This is a genomic window from Pseudoalteromonas sp. S16_S37, assembly GCF_014694405.1.
In the GTDB taxonomy this organism is placed as follows: domain Bacteria; phylum Pseudomonadota; class Gammaproteobacteria; order Enterobacterales; family Alteromonadaceae; genus Pseudoalteromonas.
The window spans coordinates 1-286 of record NZ_JAAUWV010000236.1; the positions used below are offsets into that span (position 1 = coordinate 1).

The 286-nt window shown below is 44.8% G+C and carries 1 protein-coding gene; it reads right to left on the reverse strand.

Annotation, left to right across the window (positions count from 1 at the left end):
* Positions 1-286 (reverse strand): DDE-type integrase/transposase/recombinase (locus HC733_RS22775; RefSeq protein ID WP_190367227.1); only part of this gene is annotated, 286 nt, incomplete at both ends.

A 286-nucleotide genomic window follows, 5' to 3' on the forward strand; every position in this document is an offset into this window, starting at 1 on the left:
TCACTGTATCTAATAGACAAGTATTGGCTCCCTCTGTCGCTGTGATGGATCAACCCTTCTGTTTTACCACGATGCCAAATTGCTTGTTCTAACGCGTCAAGAATAAGCCCTGTGTGCATCGTTGTTGATACGCGCCAGCCCACAATGTATCGAGAAAATACGTCTATTACGAAGGCCACGTAAACAAATCCACTCCATGTAGCGACGTAAGTGATATCAGCAACCCAAAGCTGATTAGGCTGCTCAGCGACAAATTGACGGTTAACTAAATCCATCGGTGTATCTT